The organism is Microbacterium sp. AG238 (assembly GCF_003610405.1).
Classification (GTDB): Bacteria; Actinomycetota; Actinomycetes; order Actinomycetales; family Microbacteriaceae; genus Microbacterium.
Map to the genome: position 1 here is coordinate 614,799 of NZ_RAQC01000002.1, position 21,962 is coordinate 636,760.

The following is a 21,962-nucleotide window of genomic DNA, read 5'->3' on the forward strand; positions in this document are numbered from 1 at the left end:
GCCGATGAGCGTACCCGACGACCTCACTCTGGACGAACTCCTCGCATACCCCGACCCAACGCCGGTTAGCGCGCGACGTCCAAGAAAGCTGACGCTCGCCGAGATGCGCGCCTGGCCGGATAGCGCGAACGCGTCAGATAAGCGCACATTAGTTAGTGCGAATCAGCACTCTCTGAGCACGTCAGATAACCTACGACCTTCCAGGGCGTATAGGGATGAGGAGATCGACGCTCTCGTCGCCGACCTCGTGGCAGCGCGTGCAGCTCGACGCAACCGCAAGGCGATGCGTCGCCCCTTCCGCCGTCGTGGACAGGCCGACCTCTTCGACGTGGTCCGGCTCCACCTCCGTCGCCTCAGCCGCCGTGTGCTGAACGACCGATGCCGTGACGGCCTGGAGCCTCCCGAGCACGACCTCCTCGTGCTGGCGCTGGAGCGCTACTTGGAGCAACAGTGCTGGCACCTGGTCTACGTCCAGGAGTACGGCGACGCGCGCGAGCCCTCCCGAGTGCGCCAGACCTACCTAGACAGCGAGCGCGCGGTCGAGAGTGTGGCCCGATCTTGTGCGCGTTACGCACTAGACAACTGGTCTCCGGATTGGATTCTGGAAATGAGGCGGCGGGGCGCGAAGGGGGGACGGACGTCCAAGCGGCCTCCGTCGTGGACCGACCACGACCTCGACGCTTTGGCCGCACTGGACGGGCTTACCGTGGCCGCGCAGGCTCGGACGCTGGGGCGCTCCCGGAGCACTGTGGATCGAATGAAGCGAGCGCTTCGGGAACGCGGTTAGCGCGTACTCGCACCCAACTACTGGACTCTCCTCAGCCGTTCCGACACCGAACAGCGTTCGATGCCGGATGCGGTCGATATCCCTGGTATGGAGACCTCGCAGCGGACTGGACGTCCGTGCACAGTGTGCGCGTCAGACGACCGTGATGCCGTGGAACGTGACCTTCTCGCTGGAGGTACCTTTCGCGGCGTTGCGCGCCGGTTCGGGCTTTCCAGCGATTCCCTCCGCCGCCATGTGCGTGGCCACGTCGCCGATGCGCTTCGCGATGACATCCTCGACGCGTCCGGTACCCGTGGCGTCGAGCTGGCGTCGCGTGTGCTGGACGTCATGGAGTCGGCCCGCGATGTGCGGCTGGATGCCGAGTCTGACGGACGCACCGCCATCGCAGCAGGGCGGGCCGAGCTGGAGGCGCTGTCCTTCCTCCAGGACCGCCTGGGCGTCACGAAGGTCGAGACCGGGGAGAACGTGCGCGACGCCCTCGACCTCCTCGCCGCCGTGCGTGCCATCGCACGGGAGCATCCGAGCGTCGTGCTCGTTCTCGCCGATGGCCTGGAGGCCCGGGGGCGGACGGCATGGGCGAGGCAGTACAGGGAGGCCATTGCCTCACTTTCAGAATCGACAACGCGAGAGGTGACAGCATGACCACCGACACCACGACCGAGACCATCGGCGAGCGCCGTCTGCGCGAAGCACGCGAGGCCGTGGCCGCCCTGGACACCTCGACCCCGACGACGACGGCGAGCGCCGTGGCCAGCGTGCAGCCCGGGGACGTGGTGCACAGCTTGGATGAGGGCGGCATCGCCATCGCCCGCTCGGTGAACATTTTCGGGCAGGCATCGGTCATCCTCCGTCGCGGGGATGAGCTTGTCGTCGATGAAGAAATGATCGACGCCAGCCGCGACCGTCACGGGAACGTGACCTGGCCAGCCCTGGTGCTGGACGAGGCGGCTCAAATTGAGAAATGGGGCACCGTCCGACTTCGGGCAGGCCGTGCCCCCGCCGACCTCCGCCCGTGGACGCACGGGAGTGCGCTGTGGCGGGACATGCGCGAGCGCGCACGTCGCGAGGCGCACGCCCTCCCCACTGCCGAAGCACGCGCCGACGCGCTGGCTCAGGTCGAGCGCGTGTATGGAGCCGCCCCTTCTACCGCGACGACGCTGAACAAGGCGCCCGACCCGTCCGTGCGAGCCGCCGAGGAGCAGCGGGCGCGCATCGCCGCGAGCGGTGTCCGCTCATCCTCGACGTATGCACCGCGGGAGCGCGGCGGGTACTCGGAGGGGCGTGAATGAGCAGCACGGGCAGAAACCAGAACAGGGCGGTCGGCGCGGCCATCCGCCAGCTCGTCGCTGCGTTCCTCGTCGCCAACGGCCACCACGTAACCGCCAAGCCCGTCCCGCGCCGCATCAGCGACTCGTTCGAGACCGCGCTCGATCCGGACATCGAAGGCATCCCGGGCATCCATATGGAGGTCAGCGCGAGACTCCGCCCGCGGCTCTCCGAAACCCTGGACGGCGCCGTTCGCGCGGCCAAGATCAACGGCGACGCCATCCCTGTCGCCGTCCTGCATCGGCCTGAACGCGACGTGGCCGAGTCGTACGCCATCTGCACGTTGGCGGACATGTCGCGGCTCATCCACGCCGTCCAGGCGTCCACGTCGCCGCGGTCCTCATAACTTCACACACGCCACCGTGGTGACGGGCATCGCCACGGTCCCGCTGGCCGAGGGTTCAGGTCCCCGACGCCAGCACCCGGGATGGCGGGTTCAGTTCCCCGCCATCCCGGCCCCTTACCCCGACCCCGGCGCGCCAAACGACTAGGGCTGTCGGACTCATCCCGCGCCGGGGTCGGTCCCCTCTCACACCGAAGGACGACCATGAGAACCAAGAAGGCCCGCGTCATTCACGCGTTCAGAACCTCCGGGTCGAACTCGCCCGGCTACAGTCGGCCAGCGCCGCAGCAGTCGCAGTCGGTCCCCGCCGCAGCCGCCGCCGCTCAGCAGCCTCCAGCGCCTCGCACAGCACCGCGGCGACCACAGGACGCCCGCACGCCCGCCGAGGCGCTGGACGGGCTCCTGAGGGCCGGTGAGCCAAAGCTCGTCGCCCCCCGATTCACGGACACCTCCGGCCCGTGGGTTCGCGTCGGTAATGATGAGGTGCGTGTGCCTCGCGATGTCATCGTGGGCACCTCTCGCGCGCGTGACGGTCGCCACGTGGTCGTCGTCGCCCACCTCGATGCCAGCGACGAGGCCGGACGCGTCCAGGTACTCGTCAGCAGCGAGCGCGGGGTCCTCGAATTGGTCGGACTCCCGGCCTCGCAGCTTCGGGAGCTCCGAGTCGCCTTCGTGGGCCGATGACGGCGGCGAGCGCGTGGGCCGAGCTGCAAGACGCCCTGGCCGCGACCACGCCTTCATGCGCGGGCGATGGCCGGTTCACCGACGATGGCCGAGCCGACTCCGCGAACGCCCAGCTCGTGGAGGTCTGTGCGACGTGCCCCGTCTTAGATGCGTGCGCCGCGTACGCCCGCGCCGAGAAGAACCACCGCCTCGTGGGTTTCTGGGCAGGACGACGGCGGGGGACACACCGCGACCGAGTATCCAAGCGGTGAACGTCATCGAGCGTCCGTAAACGATCATCTTCGGACACACTTCACTGCGGCCCCGTTCTGCGGCGTGTCCGTGTCCAATACTCGTGTCCGAAATCTATGTAACGTGAGCACCGTTTGTGTTACAGTCGCTGCATGACGAGTCAGCGCATTGGTTACGGGCGGGTCTCCACTTCGGATCAGAATCCTGAGTCTCAGGAAGACGCGCTCGCGGCGGCCTCGTGCGACCGTCGCTTCATCGACAAGATGAGCGGCACCAAGGCCAGCCGACCCGAGTGGAACGCGTGCAAGGAAGCGCTCCGGAAGGGCGACACGCTCGTAGTCACACGACTCGACCGGCTGGGACGCTCCACAAAAGACCTCCTCGACATCGCCGAGTACCTGGAGGCCAAGGGCGTCAACCTCGTGGCCACCGAGCAGGATGGCGTAGACACCACGACACCGCACGGCAAGATGTTCTTCACGATCCTCGCCGCGGTCGCGGAGTTCGAGCACTCGATGATGAAGGCGCGCACCCTCGACGGTCTCGCCGCCGCTCGTGCCCGTGGCCGCAAGGGTGGCCGTCGTGCTGCCCTCAGCTCCCGCCAGGTCGACGCCATCCGCAACCTGTACGAGACAGGGGAGGCGACGGTCTCGGAGATCGCGGAGGCGTTCAAAGTCTCGCGTCCGACCATCTACCGCGCACTGGAGAGCGCCTGATCCTCAGAACGGAGAGTCATCTCCCACGCGGTTCCACGGATCGGGCTCAGGTGCGAGGTGGGCAGGCATCAAGCTTTCGAGCCCACGAACCCGCGCCACCTCGCGAGCAAGATCAGCGTTCGCATCGAACCCGGGCTGAGCAATGGCGAGCTTGAACACGAGTTCCGCATACGGACCCGTCTCGCCGCCCTGGATGCCGCCTCGCGCGTTGTACACCTGGTCGTTGTCCCGCACTGCGGTGAGCAGCCCGCCGACCTCAGTTACGCCGAGCCCCGACGCACTGTGCAGTCGCTCCCAGATCTGGTCCGTTTTTCGGAAGCTGCCGGAGGCTTGCAGAGCCGCCACCAGCGAGGCATCCAGACCTGACGCCAGAGCGGGTTTGGTGGCGATCCAGTCCATGATCGCGTCGCCAACCTGTGCCGCCGTCATGCCGCTCCGCACCGTGAACGCTTGCTTCTTGCCGAGCGGTCCGTACGGGTCTTCTCCCTGGAACTTCAGTGCGTACGTGGGCACCTCGCGACCGAGGAGCCAACCCACCTCCTGGTCGCACCAGCGACTCTCGATGAAGCCCGGGAACAGGAACACGACACCGGCGTCAGCCGTTCGAAGCGCGCGCTCGATCTCTGGTTGCCATTCCTCGTCAGGCTCGATTGAGTCGTGAGCAACGAAGAGCTTGACGCCCCATCTAGCCAAATGCTCGCCGACCTCGCCGGTCAGTGCCCGCTGCGATGCGAGGTGAGAGGCGAACAGGAACAGCGGCGTCGCTTCCTTCTCCGCCTGAACTTCGATAGAGACCTCGAACAACTGGCGAACGGCTAGAGCAAGCTCGTCCACGTCGGCGCGAGGCAGATCTCGAATGAGCTCTAGGACGGCTCTTGCCCTGTCAGCGTCGGTCACCTCGTAGTGGTCGTCCTGCCAGTGGCCCCACGCCAGCTCTTGAAGCCCCGCCTCGTGCAAGAGCAGGTTGACGTCTGTCAGGGTTCGTTCCGCGAGAGCGTTCGCGATGGTGCGCAGTAGCTCTAGCTTCTCGACGTCTATGGGCATGGGATCTCCTATCGACCGAACTCAGAATCGCCAACCCAGCTCGGTGGCCATCCCGAAGAAGTTCACGGTCCGTACGCTGCGCGCCCGCGCCACATTCGGCACCTTCTGGTTCTTGGGAATGGTGCCGGGTCCTGCTTCTCGCTCGTCGCTGACGACGGTCAAGCCATCGACCTCCGCATGTGCGATGAGGAACGGGTCAGCGGCGTTCTGGGTCTCACGTACCCAGTCCGGGTAGTCCTCCGAGATTTCAGCGGCGATCTCGATCTCCTCCGAGCCGACCTCGCAGATGAAGTCATTCTGGGTCTTCGCCCACTCATACAGCTCGTCTGTGCCGCGGTGCACTTCCTCGTGCACCTCCTCACAGATGCACGCTTCGCCTGCGTCGATCAGCTCCTCCAGGCGCTCCCACACGCTTGGGAAGATGTCACGGGGGTACTGGTTGGCCATGCGGATGAGGATGTTCGTATCCAGGGTGAAGCTCATTGCCCACCCGTCCGGAAATACTCGTCCTGCATCTGCTGGATCATCGGGATGCGAGCGTTCAGCAGGTAGGTCGCATCAAGAGCGGTGAGACGGTCCCGTTCAACGGCTCGCAGCACAGCTCCCAGGTAACGCGGGCCGAGGTCGCGATAGCGAAGTCGCCACGGGGGCACGAAGCCATCGCGAGACGCCTGGATCCTGCGGATCTCCTCCCACTCCGCGAAGGATCGTTCGCGGAACAGATCCAGGTGCTCCTGGCTCATGCGGCCCACAGTGCGCAGCCGCACCGCAGCCGCGAGAGGGCTGACGCGGAAGTAGCGCGCCAGGTTCTCGGGTGTGACGTCTGCTGGCCCGTCGAGCAGTACGCGCAGCGCCCCCGTAGGCATCAGGAACTCCGCCGCGAAGGTGTTGCAGACGGCCTCCTCGTCCACGTGCTCATCCAGCACGCATAGCCCGCTCGTGCGATTCGCGATGTGGGCGACCTCGTGGAACAAGGTGAAAATCTTCCCGTTGGGCGCGTCGGCACCATTGAGCACGATGATGGGCAGCCGATCAGCATGCACGGACAGACCGCGGAAGACCTCCAGCGCGATGCCCGTTGTTTGAAAGACGAGATAACCCGCCGCTTCAAGCTGGCCGCGCCAGAAGTTGAACACGGCGTTGGTCTGGGTCTCGTTAGGCCGAAACTTCGCCGTCAGGCCGAGCATCGCCCGGAAGTCGTTCGCGCGCTCGTGCACCGTCTTGCGGGTCACCCGCTGGGGCACCTTCAATTCGGGAACCTCGTCCGCGAGGTCCAGGAAGGTGCTCCTGTGCGCGGCTGCGCGCTTCAGCTCTTTGGCCAGCGCCGGAGGGATCTCAGCCCCACCGCGCCCGCGGAAGTCTGCCGTTTCTGGCACGTCGGACCCGGACGGTGCCGGTGCGAGGAAGTACGCCAGGGACCTGTCGAGCTTCCGGGCGAGCTTCTGCATTTGCCGGTACGTGGGTTCGGTGTCGCCCGCCTCGAACTCAGCCACGCGGCTCGCGGAGAGATTGGCCGCGCGCCCCAGCTCCTCGCGGCTCATGTGCAACATCTCGCGAGCAGCGGTCAGGGTCGCACCCTTGATCGGCACTCGAACGGTCATCGTTATGGTCCCCGGTCTTCCTTCACCGTTTGCTCGACTCTAGGGCACGCTAGTGCGAGGGCGAGACACTGCCGACGTCTCCAGGCTACGAGCGGGTCAGCGGCCCTTACGGGCTTGCCGTACCGTGGCGCGGGCCTTCGCCGCCTCCGCCCGTCTTGCCTCCGTTGCGACGGCCTCCCATCCGGCCTTGGCCATGTCGATGGAGTAGGAGACATCCGAACGGAACGCGGCGTCCACGAGTCGCCTCATGGCCACCCGACGCTCTCGTCGGTCCTCGTCCGAGTCGAGCGCACCGCCCGCCACCAGCGCATCCAGGTCAGGTTCGTTCGTCACAGAACGCCCTCCATAGCCGCGATGATCTCGGCATCCCTCTGCGTGCTCACATGTTGGTATCGCATGAAGCTCCTCACGTCGGTATGGCCCGTGCGTGCCATACCCTCCGCGAGCGTGGCGTACTTGGCGTACTCCGATGCGTGCACGTGGCGTAGGTCGTGGATGTGCAGCTCGTCCAGGCCGCAGGAGGCTCGCAGAGCCACGAACTTCTTGTTGAAGGTGTGATAGCTCATCCGGCCCCCTCGGGTGTCCCGGAAGAGGGCGTCGTCGTAGTCTCCCGGTGTGGAGGCGAGGTGCTCGCGAAGGGCATCCATGGCGGTCTGGGGCATGCTGAGCGGGCGAACCTGATCCGGGTGCCCCTTCGTGCCAGGGGCAAGCTCGTGGCGCGTCAGATGGCGGCGCACCGTGACCTTGTTGTTGGAGAGGTCCACGTCCCCTCGGTTGAGCCCGAGCAATTCGCCGATCCGCATGCCCGATGCGAGAAGGACGTGCACTTGAAGGCGTAGCTGGCTATCCCCAGCCAGCTCCATCAGCATCTTGGCGTCTGCGGGCGCGAAGGTTGGTCGCCGCTTCGAGACATCGGTTGCACCGCCCTTTACGCGACAGGGGGACAGGGCGATCTCGCCGTCCATGACAGCCTGTCTCATGGTCGAACCCAGAAGGCTGTACGCGTTACGGCGTGCAGAGCCCTCGGGCATCCGAGTCCACCACGAGCGCACCTGTGCCGGTGTGATGTCCGAAAGCCTCTTGGTGCCGAACGTAGGGATCAAGTGCTTCTGGAGCACGAATGTGTAGAGGTGGAAGGTGTCTCGTGCGAGCTGCGACTTCCGGGAGGACAGCAGGTCCTCTGCATACTTCTGAAACCTGACGGTCCCTCGCGCGGCCTCGGACTTCTGAGGCTTGGGCTCGCGCTTGGATTCCATCCCCAGCTCGTGCCGCATCTGTGTCCGGTACGCCTCGTCGTACGTCAAGTAGGTACCCAGCGACCGGTACTTCCCATCGCCTGCATACGCGCGTGCTTGCCACTTTGCGCCAACCCGCCTGGGCCTTACCATCTGATCTTCTCCATGTCCGTTGTACGCATGGAGGGCCGTCTTGATACACCCTGCGTTGGCATGAGTTGGCACCGACGGGACGGGCAGAGCCGTTCTCCCGGTCATCTGGCAAGTCCCTGGGGAGCGTGACTTATTCGTTACCTTCCGGTAGCCTCGAGAAGTCTTCAGGCGAGAAGCCCGCCCGAGACCGCTGCGTGGATTGCCTCTTCGGCTCGTCGTCTCCGCGGTGACACCCGAACGTCGCGTGGACCTACACGCAGTATCGACGAGCCAGCGCAGGTCATCGCGCAGAGGCGCCGGAGGACTGATTTGGCTGAAAACAACGATTCGTCGGTGGACGTACCCGAGGTCGACGCGACGAATCCCGACCGTTCCGGTCGCGCTCTGCGTGGCCGCCGCTTCCCGCTGGCGAAGAAGCAATCGCGGGAAGTCGCGACCGTCGAAAATCGCGCTGCCCGCCGCCGTAATCGCCGGGTGCACCCCGTGCGCAGTACCTTCACGGTCGCGGCCGTGGTGGGTCTCGTCGCCACCGTCGCCATCCCGGCTTTCGCCGCTGTGCGCGGCACGTCGGCCGACGCGATGACGCTGCAGCAGGTCGCCGCCGACAACGCGCAGTCGATCGTCGTCGCGTCCGAGGTGGGCCCCGCCTCCCTCGACCGCAGCGGGTTCACCGCGACCACGCCCGAGGAGATCCAGAAGAAGAAGGACGAGGAGGCTGCCGCCAAGGCCGCCGCCGAGGCCCTCGCGAACCGCATCTCGGCGAGCAGCTCGACCGCGTCGTCCTCGTACGGCGAGCCCATTCCGCTCGTCGCTCCGGGTTCAGGCCTCGTGCGTCGTCCGCTGATGTCGTTCAACAACTTCGGCACCCCGTATGCCGGCCACCGCGGCACCGACTACATGGCCGACCGCGGCACCCCGATCTACTCGGTCGCCGACGGCACGGTCGTCGCGTCGAGCGAGAGCGGACCGGGTTGGGGCGTGTACGTGAAGGTCGCCCACAACATCAACGGCACCAACGTCACGAGCCTCTACGCCCACATGGACTGGGGCACCCGCGCGGTGCAGGTCGGCGACACCGTCTCTGCGGGTCAGCTGCTCGGCCAGGTCGGCGACACGGGGCGCGCGTTCGGCACGCACCTGCATCTCGAGATCGTGGTCGACGGCGCGTACGTCAACGCCGAGTCATGGCTCGTCGCGAACGCGGGCTGACGACACGCATCATCCGTTCATCTTCCGTCGACCTTTCCGAGGTCGAGGGTGTATTACCCTGAACGCGACGCTCGCGCACGCCGAGGGGGAGCTGATGGGACCAGTACCGGGCATTCGAACCGTGAATGCGATCGGTCGCTACGTCCTGCGGCATCGTGTGCACCACTGCGGCCTCGGCCGTGAATCAAGGCGCTGTCTTCATGACGGCGCCTTTTTTCGTGCTCGCACCCTCGCGGGACCTGCCCGCACGGCATGCGCGACGTCGGTCATCGAACATCCGCTGAAGCCGTCAGGGCAGTTCGTGAGGACAGGAAATGCGCACTCTGGTACTGAATGCCGGGTATGAGCCACTCGCTGTGGTGTCGTTCCGTCGGGCCCTCCTCCTGGTGTTGAACGACAAGGCGACGATCGTCGAGCACGTCGTCCACGACCCCGTTCTCGGGATCGACGGGACGTACGAGCGCCCGGCGGTGATCGTCCTGACCCGGTATGTCCGTATCCCGAATGCGCGCCGAGTGCCGGTGACGCGACGCGGGGTGCTCCGTCGCGATGCACACCGATGCGCCTACTGCGGAAAGGCGGCATCGACTATCGATCACGTCATGCCTCGTTCGCGCGGCGGTAGCAACTCGTGGGAGAACCTCGTCGCCTGCTGCCTGCGGTGCAACAACCTCAAGAGCGATCACACGCCGCAGGAGATGGGATGGGAGCTGCGGTGGTCGCCGAAGCCGCCGCGCGGACCGCAGTGGACGGTGCGCGGAACGGAGCGATCCGATCCGCGGTGGGAGCCCTACCTGTCGCTCGCGGCCTGATCGTCGCTGTGCGCTGCTACTCCGGTTGTCGGCCGTAGGCGCGCAGGAACGCGTCGGCGCCATCGGTCATGATCTGCCGAACCCGTTCGGTGTCGGTCCGGCGGCGAGCCGGTTCGTTGAGAACTCGGAGCGTCGTGAGGGCATGAAAATGCTCGGCGGCGAGCCCCGGGTCGTCGAGGTCGAGCAGGCCCGCGGTCGCGAAGTGAGCGAAGCGCTCGGCGAGGACGTCGGCGTGCGCTCGGTCCAGAGGGTGGTCCTCGAGCTCGGGCAGGAGTGACTCGTTCTCCGAGATCAGCTTGATCGCGGCAGCGTAGTTCGTCGACGTGGCGAGGAAGCCCCCGAGTTCGGCCGCGAATGCGCTCACGGCCCGGTGCAGACCGCCGTGCGCTTCGAGCGCGATGGCGTCGGGCAGGTGCTTCTCGGCCAGCTCGCGAAGGGTGCTCACGGCTGTCTCGCCCGCGTTCTCGACCACTCCGAGCAGGAGCCTCCGCTTGTCGCCGTAGTAGTCGTAGACGGTGCGCTTGGACACGCCTGCGCGTGCGGAGACCGCATCCATACTCGATCGCTCGACGCCTACCTCGACGAAAAGCTCTCGCGCCGCCGTCAGTATCGCGGAGCGTTTCTGCTCTTGGCCTTGCCGGACCGGGCTCGCATCGATCATCGTCATCCATCTCCTCGCCCCAAATCTACACCGATCGGTGCAGTGGTACACCACACGGTGTAGTGTATCTGCCGTGCACAAGACAACCGAGTTATCTCTCCAAGCTCACGATCTCGTCAAGCGATACGGAACCGTCACCGCTGTCGACGGTCTCTCGTTCCAGGTGCGCCCCGGGCTGGTGACGGGCTTTCTCGGACCGAACGGAGCGGGCAAGTCCACCACCCTCCGCATGTTCCTCGGCTTGGACAAACCCACGAGCGGCGCCGCGACCGTGAATGGGCGTCGCATGCACGAGTTACCCCATCCGACGCGGGTGATCGGCGCCATGCTCGATGCACGTGCCGTCCACCCGCGGCGTACGGCCGTGGATCATCTGGCGTCCGTCGCGCGCGCCGGGGGCGTGCCGCGGGGGCGGATCGGGGAGGTCTTGGAGTTGGTGGGCCTGGCCGACGCGGGCGGCCGGCCGGCCGGCGACTTCTCCCTGGGGATGAAGCAACGGCTGGGGATCGCTACCGCGTTGATCGGCGACCCCGGCATCGTCATCTTCGACGAACCCCTCAACGGCCTCGACCCCGAAGGCATCCGCTGGGCTCGATCCCTGATGCGCGAGCTTGCTGCGGAAGGCCGATTGGTGCTGTTCTCGAGCCACCTGATGGGTGAGATGCAACTCACCGCGGACCGCCTCATCGTCATCAACCGCGGTCGCCTGCTCGCAGACCAGGCCCTGGACGACTTCATCGCCTCGCACACGAACGAGCATGTTCGCGTGCGCACCCCGGATGTCGCGGTCCTGCGTGATGCGCTCATGCGAGCCGGCTTTCTGGTGCGGGCAGACGCCGATCGCACCGACGTCCTCATCGTCGCGGGGGTGACGACGGAGAGCGTCGGCCGCATCGCCGCCGCTTCCGACGCCGAGGTGTTCGAGCTCACCCTCGTTCGGGATTCGCTCGAAGATGCGTTTCTCGCCATGACCACGACCGAGCAGAAGGCCGCCTGACATGAACCTCTTCGCTTCCGAATGGATCAAAGCCCGCAGTGTCCACAGCACCTGGATTCTCGCTGCCTCGGCGGTCGTCGTGACGGTGATGGTCAGCCTGCTGGGGGTAAGCGGGCTCGTGGCCGATTGGCAGGCCGCGCTCCCTTCCGATTTCGACCCCACCGGTATCAGCTTCAAGGGAATCCTGGTCGGTCAGATCCTCCTCGCGACCATCGGATCGCAGGCCATCACCAGTGAATACGGCTCGGGCCAGATCATTACGAGCCTCGCCATCGTGCCCCGGCGCGGAGCCCTGCTGGCGTCGAAGCTGGCGGTTTCGGCGCTCATCGGCGTGGTCGTGGCCGTCGCGGCGGTGGCAGGCAGCTTCGGTGCCACGCAGGCCGCGCTCGCGGCGGCCGGTCTGCCCGTGTCGGCGCTCGATGACCCTGACACCGTTCGGGCCATCGTCTGTGCGATCGTTTACCTCGTCCTGACGGCCGTCCTCGGCCTCGGGTTCGGCATCATCACGCGAAGCTCTTCCGGTGCGCTCGCGATCATCGTGACCGTGGCGCTTCTCGTGCCCGCTCTCGCCCCGGGCATGCCCGGGGTCATCGGCGAGTTCGCGGGTACTTATTGGCCCACGACGGCCGGGCAGGCCTCTTATGAGGTGTCGACGACGAGCGGGATGCCGCCGCTGGCGGGACTCGGGATCATGGCGATCTTCACCCTGTGGACGACACTCGCCGCTCTCGTCGTCCTCAGAGCGCGTGACGTGTGACGTCGGTACGGACGTCGTCCCGCTTATGCGTGCTTCGCGCGTAAGCGGGCTTTCTTCGCGTGGTTTCCGCACGTGTTCATGTCGCACCACCGCCGAGTGCGGCTCCTGCTGGCGTCGAAGAATGCCGCACGACAGGTCGGTGAGGCGCACAGAGCGAGCGCGCCGGGCCGTGCGCCGGAGATGATGTCCACCGCATCCGCGGCGATGACCCCCAGCGCGGCGTCGACCGTCGCGCGGGAACCGAGGTGCCAGCGCCGTTCGCCGGCCCCGGTCAGCACCGGGTTCGCCGTGCCTCGTGCACTGAACTCGTTGATCAGTGCCACCGCGTCGGGCGGCAACGTCGCATCCTGAGCCCGCGCTGTCGCGGCCGCATGGATCGCCTCGCGCAGGACGTATGCCCGGTCGAGGTCCGACGCCGAGCATCGCGCGACCGCCAGATCGAACTCGTCGAACCAGGCCTGCAGTCGAGCTGGTGTCGGAATGCGCTCGACTCTGGCGCCATGCCGCTCGGTCAGCGTGCCCGTGAAGCTCGTCGCCAGCACCGAGCCGATCCGGAATTCGGGAAAGTCGTCCGACATGGCACCACCATAGCTGGTTCCATTGATTGCGCGTCTCTGGTAGAACCGGCTATGACGGTTCGCACCTGCGTGCTGCGACGAATGGAGTGAACATGACCGCTTCCCACCCGTCAGAATCGGTATCGCCGTTCACTCCGCAGGTGACGGATGCCGAGCTCGACGACCTGCGTGCGCGACTGGGCGCGACCCGCCTGCCCGAGCGCGAGACCACTCGCGCCGACGCCTGCGAGCAGGATCGCTGGGCCCAGGGCCCGCCACTGGCCGATGTCGCCGCCCTCGTCGAGTACTGGCGGACAGCCTACGACTGGCACCCGTTCGAGCGGCGTCTTGCCGAGATCGGTCAGTTCCGCACGGTCGTCGATGGTCTCGGCATCCACTTCCTGCACCGACGGTCATCGCGCCCCGATGCGGTGCCGCTGATCATGACGCACGGCTGGCCGGGCAGTGTCGCCGAGTTCGTCGACGTGATCGATGACCTCGCAGAGCCGAACGATCCGACGCTGCCGGCCTTCCATGTCGTGGCGCCGTCTCTGCCGGGCTACGGCCACTCCGACAAGCCCGACGAACCCGGATGGGGCACCGAACGGATCGCCGCAGCATGGGTGCAACTCATGGCTCGCCTGGGCTACGACCGGTTCTTGGCGCACGGCGGCGACTGGGGCGGCCCCATCACGATCGCGCTCGCCGGACGGTTTCCGAGCCACGTGATCGGGATGCACACGACCACACCGCAAAGTCTGCCGGGCCTCAGCATCGATGGTCTCGACGCGACCGAGCGGCGGTGGGTCGCCGAGACGCACGCATTCGAAGAGAACCGACTCGCCTACGCGAAGGTCATGGCGACGTCGCCGCAGACCATCGGCTACGCGCTGGTCGACTCTCCGGTGGGCTTGCTCGCGTGGATACTCGAGAAGTTCTCCGAGTGGACGGACACGGTCGACACCCCTTTCGAGAGCATCACGCGCGACCGGCTGCTCGACAACGTGACGCTCTACTGGCTGACGCGCACAGGTGCGTCAGCGGCGCGCATCTACTTCGAGAGCCACCAGTCGCTCGACCCCCACCTCCGTGTCGACGTGCCAGCCGCTCTCACGACGTATCCCCACGACATCGAGAAGCACCCCCGTGCGTGGGCGGCGCAGCGCTTCCGAGACATCGTCCGGTGGCGAGAAGCGGAGCGCGGCGGGCACTTCCCGTCGCTCGAGATGCCCGGCGCCTTCGTCGACGATCTGCGGCAGGGGCTCGCCGCCGTGCTCGCGAAGGCCGGAGATGCGGTCGGCAACCTGTGAGCCTCACATCTGGGAGGCGTAACGTCCGGTCATGAGCGCATATTCACACCACGAAGCTCCTTCCACCCACAATCTCGGCCTCGATTCCGTGTTGGTGGGGTCGCTTCCCGCCGGCTTGATGACCGACGACCCGCCCGCGCGGTACACCGTGGAGGCGGTGTTCACCCGGCGTCCGGGCAAAGAGGAGATCCGAGACGTTCTCGGCGGGTCCACGCGCGAGCTGTTGGCGCATTCCGGCTACCCCGATGTCGTGCTGACTGTCTCGGATCGGCGTCTGGAGATCCACAACACGACGCTGGAGGAGCTACGCGACGGCCTCGCGGAGTTGATCGCGTTGAGACTGGCGGAGATCAGTGAACGGGTCCGAAGCGAGAAGGAGGCATCGGACGACAGCGCACGCACGTTCGCGGCGCGAGAGCTCGAGCGGGCCGCGGCGGTCGCGACCCTGGCGGAGACGGTGGTTTTCACCGCGCCGCCGGTCGAGGGCGACGCGGCTCGGCAGCGCGCCGAGGCGTACCGCGTCCAGATCGAGGGGTGGTCCGCAGTAGGGGGCGGCGTCTCTCGGTGAGCCAGGATTCGGCGAGGAGCGCACCCCACGCGGCGGTGGTCTTCCACCCCGGTAAAGCAGACGTCGAGCGGCTTCGCCAGATCGTCACGGCTCATGGGCGCGCGGCGGGTTGGGCACCGCCCCGGTGGTATCCGACCCAACCGGAGGACTCCGGGCGTGGAGCCGCTCAGGATGCCCTGGACGACAAGCCGGCCGTGGTGCTGGTCGCGGGCGGCGATGGAACGGTCCGTGCCGCGGCGGGGGTCCTGCAGGGCACCGGCGTGCCCATCGCGCTCATCCCCGCCGGGACGGGGAACCTCCTCGCCCGCGAACTGGGCGTCGCTCTCGCTGATCTCGATACGGCGGTGTCGGCGGCCTTCTCCGGGTGCGAGCGGCGCATCGATGTGGCTGTCGCCGATCTCAGCGACTCCGACGGCGAGTGGACCTCGCACGCTTTCGTCGTGATGGCGGGGATCGGGCTCGATGCTGACATGGCTGCCAACACGAATGCTCGTGCGAAGAAGCATCTCGGGTGGCTCGCGTACGTCTCGCCGATCGCGCGATCCGTTTTCGCCAACCGGCTGTTCCGCATCGACTACCGGATCGACGGGAGTCGGTCGCGCACCGAACGGGCGCACACCGTCATCGTCGGCAATTGCGGAACGCTCGCCGGAAACATGCTGCTCATTCCGCGGGCGAGCATCGATGACGGGTTCTTGGATGTGGTGATGATGCGACCGCGCGGCCGGCTCGGATGGGCCGGGATCGGTTCCCGTCTGACGCTGCAAGGAGCCGCGCGGCGATCGCGCTTCACCCGCCGTATCCTTGCTCGGGCTCCGGAGCTCCACTCGCTCGCCTATGCACGGGGTCGGGTATTCGAGGCCACGTTCGAGGTTCCGCGTGTGGTGCAGCTCGACGGTGACAGCTTCGGTCACGTCAGTGCTGCGCGCATCACCGTCCGTCCTGGCGCGCTCCTGATCCGTGTGCGCAAACGGGACCCTGAAACCGCTCCGGTGTCAGGGGCGGCGCCCCGCACGCTGTCGGATGATCCCGAACACGAGGGTCCCGATGGTCAACACGACGCCGATGATTCCTAGCCAGAGCAGCCCCTCGAACGCGAACCCCACGATCGACAGCACCACCCACACGATGATCAAGATCACGAGTACTGTCCACATGCTCGTGACCATACGCCTCGCCAGCCGCGGGGGATACGGGTAGCAGCGGCAGCAGGCCTCACACCGACGCGGAGCGGATGTCGGAAGTCGGTCGTATCTTCGATCTCGACATTGATGGTCTAGAACATATGTTCTACCCTTGCTGAGTGAGGTCGATCATGCGCAATCCTGCTGCCGCCGAGGACGTGCAGCGACTGCGCGCGCAGATGGAGCGGATGCAGGGGCGCCGCCTCGACGCTCCGGTGCTGCCGACTCATCCTGCTCTGGCCGGACTGCTGCCCGGGCGGGGGCTGCGGCCCGGCGCCGCCTACTCGCTCGGCTCGTCGTCCTCGCTGCTGTTCGCGCTGCTCGCACAGCCGTCGCAGACCGGCTCGTGGTGCGGCGTGGTCGGGATGCCGGGCTTCGGCGCCGAGGCGGCGGAGCACGCCGGGGTCGATCTGTCGCGTGTGGTGCTGATCCCCGACCCGGGCGCACGCTGGCTCGCCGTCACCGCGACGATCGCCGATGTGCTGCCCATCGTCGCCGTGCGCCCGCCCGAACGGGCGAAGGACTCCGACATCGCCAAGCTCGCCGGCCGGCTGCGCGACCGAGGGACGGTGCTGCTCGTGCAGGGGCCGTGGCCGCAGACCGAGGCGATGCTCGACGTCGCCGATCCGCGGTGGTCGGGGTTGGGCGACGGCGATGGTTACCTCAGCGACCGCGAGCTGACGGTCACCGTGTCGAGCCGGCGGTTCCCGGTGCCCCGGTCGGCGCGGATGCTGCTGCCGGCGCCCGACGGTGCGATCTCGGCCGCTCCGCAGGAGCGGGCTCTCGCAGGCGGCCCCGTGGCCGAGCCGATCCCGATGCGACGGGCGGTCTGACGTGGGGGAGCAGGAGGCGGTGACACCGTTACGCAGCCTCGTGGTGTGGGTGCCCGACTGGCCGGTCGTGGCGTTCGTGCGTGAGAGCGGCGTCGACTCGAACGCACCGATCGCGGTGTTCGAGAAGGGGATGGTCGTCGCGTGCTCGGCGTCGGCCCGCGCCGACGGCGTCTCCCGGGGGCAGCGTCGCCGCGACGCGCAGGCGCGATGTCCCGCACTGCAGGTGGTTGATGCCGACGCGGTGCGCGATCATCGGGAGTTCGCGCCGATCGTCGCGCGTCTCGAAGAGATGGCGCCGGGCGTACAGGTGCTCGAGGCGGGGCTCTGCGCGCTGCGCGTGCGCGGTCCGGCGCGTTTCTACGGCGGCGAGACCGAGGCTGCCGGTGCCCTGCTGGCGGCAGTCGCCGAGGGTGATCTCGATGTGCGGGCCGGTGTCGCCGATGGCCCGTTCACGGCGCAGCAGGCGGCTCGGATGAGTACCCGTCCCGACCGGCCCATCCGGGTGGTCGACGCCGGACACTCGGCGGAGTTCCTCGCGCCGTTGACGATCGCCGTGCTCGACGATGACTCCGTCGACCTCTTCGCCCGGCTGGGTGTGCAGACCCTCGGCGACCTCGCCGCGATCGAACCCGAACGACTGGTCGAACGTTTCGGCCCCCGCGGCGCCCGACTGCACGCCCTCGCCTCGGGTGCCGACTCGCGCCCGGTGACCCCGCGCACCCCGCCGCCCGAACTGCACCGCGAGGTCTCGTTCGAGCCTCCGCTCGACCTGGCCGATCAGGTCGCGTTCGGCATGAGGGTCGCGGCTGAGGAGTTCATCGCCGGACTCGGCGCGGTCGACCTCGTCTGCACCGAGCTGCGCGTCATCCTCACCGGCGACCGCGGCGAGACGAGCAACCGGGTCTGGCTCCACCCCGGCACCTTCGACCCCGCCGCCGTCGTCGACCGGGTGCGGTGGCAGCTGGCCGAGAGCGGCAAGCTCACCAGCGGTGTCGCGCGGGTCAAGATCGAGCCCGAAGCGGTGGATGCGGCATCCCATCACGCCGTCTCGCTGTTCGGCTCGGGTCCTGAGCAGAAGGTGCATCACGCCTTGTCGCGCGTTCAGGCGATGCTCGGCCACACGGGTGTCGTGACGCCGGTCGTCGGCGGTGGACGCTGGCTCGCCGAGCGGCAGGTGCTCGTGCCGTGGGGCGACCGGCCGGTGACGAGCTCGCGCGAGCGGCCGTGGCCGGGCAGCCTGCCCGATCCGCTGCCGGCGACGGTCTTCGAACGTGCGCTGCCGCTGGCGGTCGTCGACCGCGAGGGCGACATGGTCGCCGTCGACGGACGGGGCGAGCTGACGGCGATCCCCGCGGCGCTCGTGTCATCGACCGGGTCGCGCGGCATCCGCTCATGGGCGGGGCCCTGGCCGGTGATCGAACGGGAATGGGACGCCGTGCGAGCACGCCGTGCCCACCGCTTCCAGATGGTCGATGCGACCCAGACCGCGTGGTTGCTGGTGTGCGACGGCGGCGAATGGTCGGTCGAGGGGCGGTACGACTGATGGGCTTCAACAACCCCTCGGTGCCGTGGTCCGAGATCGAACGACTGCTCAGCGGCAACCGTGCGCCGAGCGCGCCGGCGGGCGCCGACGGCGGCGACAGTCCCGCGTGGTCGCGCAAGCGCGGAAAGTACTCGGCGCCGAGGATCGAGCGTCCCGAGAACGCGGTGCCATACGCCGAGCTGCACGCGCACACGTCGTACTCGTTCCTCGACGGAGCCTCATCGCCCGAAGAGCTGGCCGAAGAGGCCGAACGGCTGGGGTTGCACGCTCTCGCCGTCACCGACCACGACGGCTTCTACGGCATCGTCCGCTTCGCCGAGGCCGCCGAGCAGCTGGCGGTGAAGACGGTGTTCGGGGCGGAGCTCTCGCTCGATCTGCCGCAGCGCGTCGGCGCGGCGCGCAACGAGGCCGACCCGCCGGGCGAGCACCTGCTCGTCCTGGCCCGCGGCGAAGAGGGATACCACCGGCTCGCCCGTGCGCTCACACAGGGACAGCTCGCGGGAGCGGAGAAGGGCAAGCCCCGGTACCGCCTCGACGATCTGGCCGACATCGCCGGAGGCCAGTGGAGCATCCTCACCGGATGCCGCAAGGGCGCCGTGCGCCGGGCGCTCATCGAACGAGGACCGGATGCCGCAGCCGCCGAGCTCGACGTCCTGGTCGACCGGTTCGGGCGAGACGCCATCGAGGTCGAGCTGATGGACCACGGCGAGCCGCTCGACTCGCGGCACAACGACATCCTGGCGGGCCTGGCGCGCGAGCGAGGTCTGTCGCTCGTCGCGACGAACAATGTGCACTACGCCGTGCCCGAGCGCGCCCATCTCGCCGCGGCGATCGCGGCGGTGCGGGCCAACCGCGGCCTCGACGAGCTCGACGGGTGGCTGCCCTCCCACGCGGGGGCGCACCTGCGATCAGGGGCCGAGATGACCCGTCGTTTCCGCCGGTACCCCGGAGCCGTGGCCCGCACCGTCGAACTCGCCGACGAGCTCGCCTTCCCGTTGCGGCGGGCCAAGCCCGCGCTGCCCAAGCTCCCCGTTCCCGAGGGGCACACGCCGATGTCGTGGCTGCGCCACCTCGTGTGGGAGGCGGTGCCCCGCAAGTACCCGAACCTGCCGGCCGACGACCGCGACCGCATCGAGCGCGAACTCGCGGTCATCGAGCAGAAGGATTTCCCCGGTTACTTCCTCATCGTCCACGGCATCGTGCAAGAAGCGCGGCGGCGCGGCATCCTGTGCCAGGGGCGCGGTTCCGCCGCGAACAGCGCCGTCTGCTATCTGCTCGACATCACCGCGATCGACTCGATCTACTACCGGCTGCCGTTCGAGCGCTTTCTCTCCGCGCTTCGCGAGGAAGAGCCCGACATCGACGTCGACTTCGACTCCGACCGGCGCGAGGAGATCATCCAGTGGGTCTATGCCACCTACGGGCGTGAGCGTGCGGCGCAGGTGGCGAACGTCATCCAGTATCGGCCGAAGAACGCCGTTCGCGACATGGCCAAGGCGCTCGGCCATTCCCCGGGGCAGCAGGATGCCTGGTCGAAGCAGGTCGAGCGCTGGGGCGCCACCCTCGACACCGGTCCCGACCACGACATCCCCGAACGGGTGCTCGTCTACGCCGCCGAGCTGCTCAAGGCTCCCCGGCACCTGGGTATCCACTCGGGCGGCATGGTGCTGACCGACCGGCCCGTCGGCGAGGTCGTGCCGATCGAGCACGCCCGCATGCAGGACCGCACGGTCATCCAGTGGGACAAAGACGACGCCGCCTGGATGGGGCTGGTGAAGTTCGACCTGCTCGGCCTCGGGATGCTCGCCGCGCTGCAGTACTGCTTCGACCTCATCGAGGGGGCGACGGGCGAGATGTTCGAGCTGTCGACCCTGCCGAAAGAAGAGGCCGCGGTCTACGACATGCTGTGCCGGGCCGACTCGATCGGGGTGTTCCAGGTCGAGTCCCGCGCCCAGATGGGGCTGCTGCCGCGGCTGCAGCCGCGCCGGTTCTACGACCTCGTGATCGAGATCGCGCTCATCCGGCCCGGTCCCATCCAGGGCGGTGCGGTGCACCCGTACGTGCGGCGCAAGCTCGGGTACGAGACCACGACGTACCCGCACGAGAAGCTCAAGCCCGTGCTCGAGCGCACGCTCGGGGTGCCGGTCTTCCAAGAGCAGCTCATGCAGATGGGCATGGTCATCGGCGGCCTCTCCGGCGAGGACGCCGACCTGCTGCGCCGCGCGATGGGGTCCAAACGCGGCGTCGAGCGCATCGACTCGCTCAGACAGAAGCTCTACGACGGCATGGCTGAGAACGGCCTCGTCGGAGATGCCGCCGACGACATCTACGCCAAGATCCAGGCGTTCGCGAACTTCGGCTTCGCCGAGAGCCATTCGCTCTCGTTCGGACTGCTCGTCTACGCGAGCTCGTGGATCAAGCTGCACTACCCGGCGGCGTTCCTCGCGGGGCTGCTGCGGGCTCAGCCGATGGGCTTCTACTCACCGGCGACGCTTGCGGCCGACGCCCGCCGTCACGGGGTCGAGGTGCGACGCCCCGACCTGCAGCTCTCGGGGGCCGAAGCCGTGCTCGAACACGTGTCGGGCGCGGCGGGACGGCCGGGTCCGACGGGACTCGACAGCTGCCTGGGCGAGCAGCCGCCGGTGCCGGTTTTCGACATCAACGCTCCCGACGAGTCGGCGGCGCATCGCCGTGACGGCGGCTTCGCGGTGCGGCTCGGGCTCGCCGCGGTCACCGGTATCGGCAAGAGGTTCGCCGAGCGGATCGTCGCCGAGCGCGAGGCATCCGGCCCCTATCGCGACATGCGCGACCTGGTGCGCCGCACCGGCGCCGACACGACGCAGCTCGAAGCGCTCGCGACCGCGGGAGCGCTGGAGTGCTTCGGGCACACCCGCCGCGAGGCGATCTGGCTGGCGGGGGCAGCCGCGCAGGACCGCATCGAGTACTTGCCCGATTCGCTCATCGCCGTGCAGCCGCCGCTGTTCACCGATCAGTCGAGCTACGACGTGCTCGCCTCCGACCTCTGGGCCACCGGCATCTCACCCGACGACCATCCGATGACCCACTACCGCTCGCAGCTCGACGCCCGCGGGGTGCTGACGGCGAACGATCTGCGCGCACACGAGACCGGGCGCCGCGTCGAGATCGCCGGACTCGTCACCCACCGGCAGCGTCCGGCGACGGCATCCGGCATCACCTTCCTCAACATCGAAGACGAGCACGGGCTGATGAACGTCATCTGCTCGACGGGGATGTGGCACCGCTATCGGAGAGTCGTGCGCGACAGCCCGGCGCTCATCGTGCGCGGCATCCTCGAGCGGTCGAACGAGGGCGTCGTGAACATCCTCGCCGATGCCTTCGAAGACCTGCGGGTGGGGGTGAGGCACCAGTCACGAGACTTCCGGTGAGCCG

General features: G+C 67.8%; 22 protein-coding genes and 2 pseudogenes. 16 read left to right on the top strand and 8 right to left on the bottom strand.

The annotated features are described in order from the left end of the window. Positions 1-937: 937 nt before the first annotated feature. From DEU36_RS16065 to DEU36_RS14640, 6 genes are all read left to right on the top strand, one after another. On the top strand, positions 938-1,429 hold the full coding sequence (locus DEU36_RS16065) for a hypothetical protein (protein ID WP_147374440.1): 492 nt from the start codon (positions 938-940) through the stop codon (positions 1,427-1,429). Beyond that, positions 1,426-2,076 (top strand): hypothetical protein, encoded by a 651-nt coding sequence (locus DEU36_RS14620; protein ID WP_120265041.1) that lies wholly within the window; start codon positions 1,426-1,428, stop codon positions 2,074-2,076. Before DEU36_RS16065 ends, DEU36_RS14620 begins: the two co-directional genes overlap by 4 nt. Continuing rightward, a complete protein-coding gene (locus tag DEU36_RS14625) occupies positions 2,073-2,459 on the top strand; it encodes a hypothetical protein (protein ID WP_120265042.1) in 387 nt (128 codons plus the stop codon). Before DEU36_RS14620 ends, DEU36_RS14625 begins: the two co-directional genes overlap by 4 nt. Before the next feature lie 486 nt (positions 2,460-2,945). Then, positions 2,946-3,140, top strand: a complete 195-nt coding sequence (locus DEU36_RS14630) for a hypothetical protein (RefSeq protein WP_147374441.1) — start codon at positions 2,946-2,948, stop codon at positions 3,138-3,140. Then, positions 3,137-3,391, top strand: coding sequence for a WhiB family transcriptional regulator (locus DEU36_RS16435; RefSeq protein WP_120265044.1), 255 nt, complete (start codon positions 3,137-3,139; stop codon positions 3,389-3,391). Before DEU36_RS14630 ends, DEU36_RS16435 begins: the two co-directional genes overlap by 4 nt. A gap of 132 nt (positions 3,392-3,523) precedes the next feature. Beyond that, the gene (locus tag DEU36_RS14640) at positions 3,524-4,087 is read left to right on the top strand and encodes a recombinase family protein (protein ID WP_120265045.1); all 564 of its coding nucleotides are present in this window, start codon (positions 3,524-3,526) and stop codon (positions 4,085-4,087) included. 3 nt (positions 4,088-4,090) lie between these two features. Here DEU36_RS14640 and DEU36_RS14645 read toward each other — a convergent pair whose 3' ends face one another. The 5 genes from DEU36_RS14645 to DEU36_RS14665 all read right to left on the bottom strand — a co-directional run bounded on the left by DEU36_RS14645 (position 4,091) and on the right by DEU36_RS14665 (position 8,036). Further along, complete coding sequence (locus tag DEU36_RS14645; protein WP_120265046.1) at positions 4,091-5,131, bottom strand: toll/interleukin-1 receptor domain-containing protein; 1,041 nt, start codon at positions 5,129-5,131, stop codon at positions 4,091-4,093. A 21-nt stretch (positions 5,132-5,152) separates the two neighbouring features. Continuing rightward, entirely contained in the window at positions 5,153-5,614 is a 462-nt protein-coding gene (locus DEU36_RS14650) for a DUF4411 family protein (protein WP_120265047.1), read from the bottom strand. Further along, on the bottom strand, positions 5,611-6,732 hold the full coding sequence (locus DEU36_RS14655; protein WP_120265048.1) for an ImmA/IrrE family metallo-endopeptidase: 1,122 nt from the start codon (positions 6,730-6,732) through the stop codon (positions 5,611-5,613). Before DEU36_RS14655 ends, DEU36_RS14650 begins: the two co-directional genes overlap by 4 nt. Positions 6,733-6,828: 96 nt before the next feature. Further along, positions 6,829-7,065, bottom strand: coding sequence for a hypothetical protein (locus tag DEU36_RS14660; protein WP_120265049.1), 237 nt, complete (start codon positions 7,063-7,065; stop codon positions 6,829-6,831). Continuing rightward, on the bottom strand, positions 7,062-8,036 hold the full coding sequence (locus DEU36_RS14665; protein WP_183045421.1) for a site-specific integrase: 975 nt from the start codon (positions 8,034-8,036) through the stop codon (positions 7,062-7,064). Before DEU36_RS14665 ends, DEU36_RS14660 begins: the two co-directional genes overlap by 4 nt. Before the next feature lie 417 nt (positions 8,037-8,453). Here DEU36_RS14665 and DEU36_RS14670 point away from each other — a divergent pair, with 417 nt between their 5' ends. Then, a complete protein-coding gene (locus DEU36_RS14670; protein ID WP_259455392.1) occupies positions 8,454-9,329 on the top strand; it encodes a M23 family metallopeptidase in 876 nt (291 codons plus the stop codon). 314 nt (positions 9,330-9,643) lie between these two features. Further along, a complete protein-coding gene (locus DEU36_RS14675; RefSeq protein ID WP_120265052.1) occupies positions 9,644-10,141 on the top strand; it encodes an HNH endonuclease in 498 nt (165 codons plus the stop codon). A gap of 16 nt (positions 10,142-10,157) precedes the next feature. Here DEU36_RS14675 and DEU36_RS14680 read toward each other — a convergent pair whose 3' ends face one another. Beyond that, positions 10,158-10,670, bottom strand: a complete 513-nt coding sequence (locus tag DEU36_RS14680; protein ID WP_259455393.1) for a TetR/AcrR family transcriptional regulator C-terminal domain-containing protein — start codon at positions 10,668-10,670, stop codon at positions 10,158-10,160. A 6-nt stretch (positions 10,671-10,676) separates the two neighbouring features. Next, positions 10,677-10,808 (bottom strand): annotated as a pseudogene (locus tag DEU36_RS16440) (TetR/AcrR family transcriptional regulator); the annotation flags it as partial. 67 nt (positions 10,809-10,875) lie between these two features. Between DEU36_RS16440 and DEU36_RS14685 the strand changes: the two are divergent. Both DEU36_RS14685 and DEU36_RS14690 read left to right on the top strand, forming a co-directional pair. Beyond that, positions 10,876-11,799, top strand: coding sequence for an ABC transporter ATP-binding protein (locus DEU36_RS14685; protein WP_120265054.1), 924 nt, complete (start codon positions 10,876-10,878; stop codon positions 11,797-11,799). Between the two features lies 1 nt (position 11,800). After that, positions 11,801-12,556, top strand: a complete 756-nt coding sequence (locus DEU36_RS14690) for an ABC transporter permease (protein ID WP_120265055.1) — start codon at positions 11,801-11,803, stop codon at positions 12,554-12,556. Between the two features lie 23 nt (positions 12,557-12,579). Here the strand turns inward: DEU36_RS14690 and DEU36_RS14695 are convergent, their stop codons facing one another. After that, the gene (locus DEU36_RS14695; RefSeq protein ID WP_120265056.1) at positions 12,580-13,134 is read right to left on the bottom strand and encodes an ABATE domain-containing protein; all 555 of its coding nucleotides are present in this window, start codon (positions 13,132-13,134) and stop codon (positions 12,580-12,582) included. Positions 13,135-13,226: 92 nt separating this feature from the next. Here DEU36_RS14695 and DEU36_RS14700 point away from each other — a divergent pair, with 92 nt between their 5' ends. The 6 genes and pseudogenes from DEU36_RS14700 to DEU36_RS14725 all read left to right on the top strand — a co-directional run bounded on the left by DEU36_RS14700 (position 13,227) and on the right by DEU36_RS14725 (position 21,958). Further along, entirely contained in the window at positions 13,227-14,423 is a 1,197-nt protein-coding gene (locus DEU36_RS14700; protein ID WP_120265188.1) for an epoxide hydrolase family protein, read from the top strand. 31 nt (positions 14,424-14,454) lie between these two features. After that, positions 14,455-14,991, top strand: a complete 537-nt coding sequence (locus DEU36_RS14705) for a hypothetical protein (protein WP_120265057.1) — start codon at positions 14,455-14,457, stop codon at positions 14,989-14,991. A gap of 35 nt (positions 14,992-15,026) precedes the next feature. Further along, positions 15,027-15,725: pseudogene (locus tag DEU36_RS14710) on the top strand (diacylglycerol/lipid kinase family protein); the annotation flags it as partial. Positions 15,726-16,306: 581 nt separating this feature from the next. Beyond that, on the top strand, positions 16,307-17,008 hold the full coding sequence (locus tag DEU36_RS14715) for a hypothetical protein (protein ID WP_120265059.1): 702 nt from the start codon (positions 16,307-16,309) through the stop codon (positions 17,006-17,008). A gap of 19 nt (positions 17,009-17,027) precedes the next feature. Next, the gene (locus DEU36_RS14720; protein WP_259455395.1) at positions 17,028-18,551 is read left to right on the top strand and encodes a DNA polymerase Y family protein; all 1,524 of its coding nucleotides are present in this window, start codon (positions 17,028-17,030) and stop codon (positions 18,549-18,551) included. Then, entirely contained in the window at positions 18,551-21,958 is a 3,408-nt protein-coding gene (locus DEU36_RS14725; RefSeq protein ID WP_120265061.1) for an error-prone DNA polymerase, read from the top strand. The genes DEU36_RS14720 and DEU36_RS14725 overlap by 1 nt, the downstream gene beginning before the upstream one ends. The last annotated feature ends 4 nt before the right edge of the window (positions 21,959-21,962 follow it).

Coding starts and splice junctions, on each gene's coding strand:
- DEU36_RS14620 (WP_120265041.1), top strand. CDS start 1,426: ATGACCACCGACACCACGACCGAGACCATCGGCGAGCGCCGTCTGCGC.
- DEU36_RS14625 (WP_120265042.1), top strand. CDS start 2,073: ATGAGCAGCACGGGCAGAAACCAGAACAGGGCGGTCGGCGCGGCCATC.
- DEU36_RS16435 (WP_120265044.1), top strand. CDS start 3,137: ATGACGGCGGCGAGCGCGTGGGCCGAGCTGCAAGACGCCCTGGCCGCG.
- DEU36_RS14640 (WP_120265045.1), top strand. CDS start 3,524: ATGACGAGTCAGCGCATTGGTTACGGGCGGGTCTCCACTTCGGATCAG.
- DEU36_RS14645 (WP_120265046.1), bottom strand. CDS start 5,131: ATGCCCATAGACGTCGAGAAGCTAGAGCTACTGCGCACCATCGCGAAC.
- DEU36_RS14650 (WP_120265047.1), bottom strand. CDS start 5,614: ATGAGCTTCACCCTGGATACGAACATCCTCATCCGCATGGCCAACCAG.
- DEU36_RS14655 (WP_120265048.1), bottom strand. CDS start 6,732: ATGACCGTTCGAGTGCCGATCAAGGGTGCGACCCTGACCGCTGCTCGC.
- DEU36_RS14675 (WP_120265052.1), top strand. CDS start 9,644: ATGCGCACTCTGGTACTGAATGCCGGGTATGAGCCACTCGCTGTGGTG.
- DEU36_RS14690 (WP_120265055.1), top strand. CDS start 11,801: ATGAACCTCTTCGCTTCCGAATGGATCAAAGCCCGCAGTGTCCACAGC.
- DEU36_RS14695 (WP_120265056.1), bottom strand. CDS start 13,134: ATGTCGGACGACTTTCCCGAATTCCGGATCGGCTCGGTGCTGGCGACG.
- DEU36_RS14700 (WP_120265188.1), top strand. CDS start 13,227: ATGACCGCTTCCCACCCGTCAGAATCGGTATCGCCGTTCACTCCGCAG.
- DEU36_RS14705 (WP_120265057.1), top strand. CDS start 14,455: ATGAGCGCATATTCACACCACGAAGCTCCTTCCACCCACAATCTCGGC.
- DEU36_RS14715 (WP_120265059.1), top strand. CDS start 16,307: ATGCGCAATCCTGCTGCCGCCGAGGACGTGCAGCGACTGCGCGCGCAG.
- DEU36_RS14725 (WP_120265061.1), top strand. CDS start 18,551: ATGGGCTTCAACAACCCCTCGGTGCCGTGGTCCGAGATCGAACGACTG.